Here is a 248-nt window from a genome sequence, read left to right as displayed (position 1 = left end):
ACCTTTCGTGAACTGGCGCTACAGGGCATTCCGGTAATTTTGGTGGAGAAAGGCGACTGGTGTCAGGCCGCCAGCGGCGCGCTATCGCGCATGATTCACGGCGGATTACGTTATCTGGAAACCGGTGAATTTACCCTGGTAAAAGAGTCCGTGACCGAGCGTGACCGGCTACTGAAAAACGCCTCACATTACGTTTTCCCGCTGCGCACCACGGTGCCAATCGACAATCTCGGTGGGGGCTAATCAAT

General features: G+C 55.2%; 1 protein-coding gene. It reads left to right on the top strand.

What is annotated here, in order from left to right:
• Nucleotides 1–243: FAD-dependent oxidoreductase (locus PSSD_RS26115; RefSeq protein ID WP_235589314.1), on the top strand; the 243-nt coding region annotated here is incomplete at its 5' end.
• Between the last annotated feature and the right edge of the window lie 5 nt (nucleotides 244–248).

Source organism: Type-D symbiont of Plautia stali, assembly GCF_001485335.1.
Taxonomy (GTDB): domain Bacteria; phylum Pseudomonadota; class Gammaproteobacteria; order Enterobacterales; family Enterobacteriaceae; genus Pantoea; species Pantoea vagans_C.
Note: the sequence above shows the minus strand (reverse complement) of the source record. Positions and strands in the feature narration are given on the sequence as shown.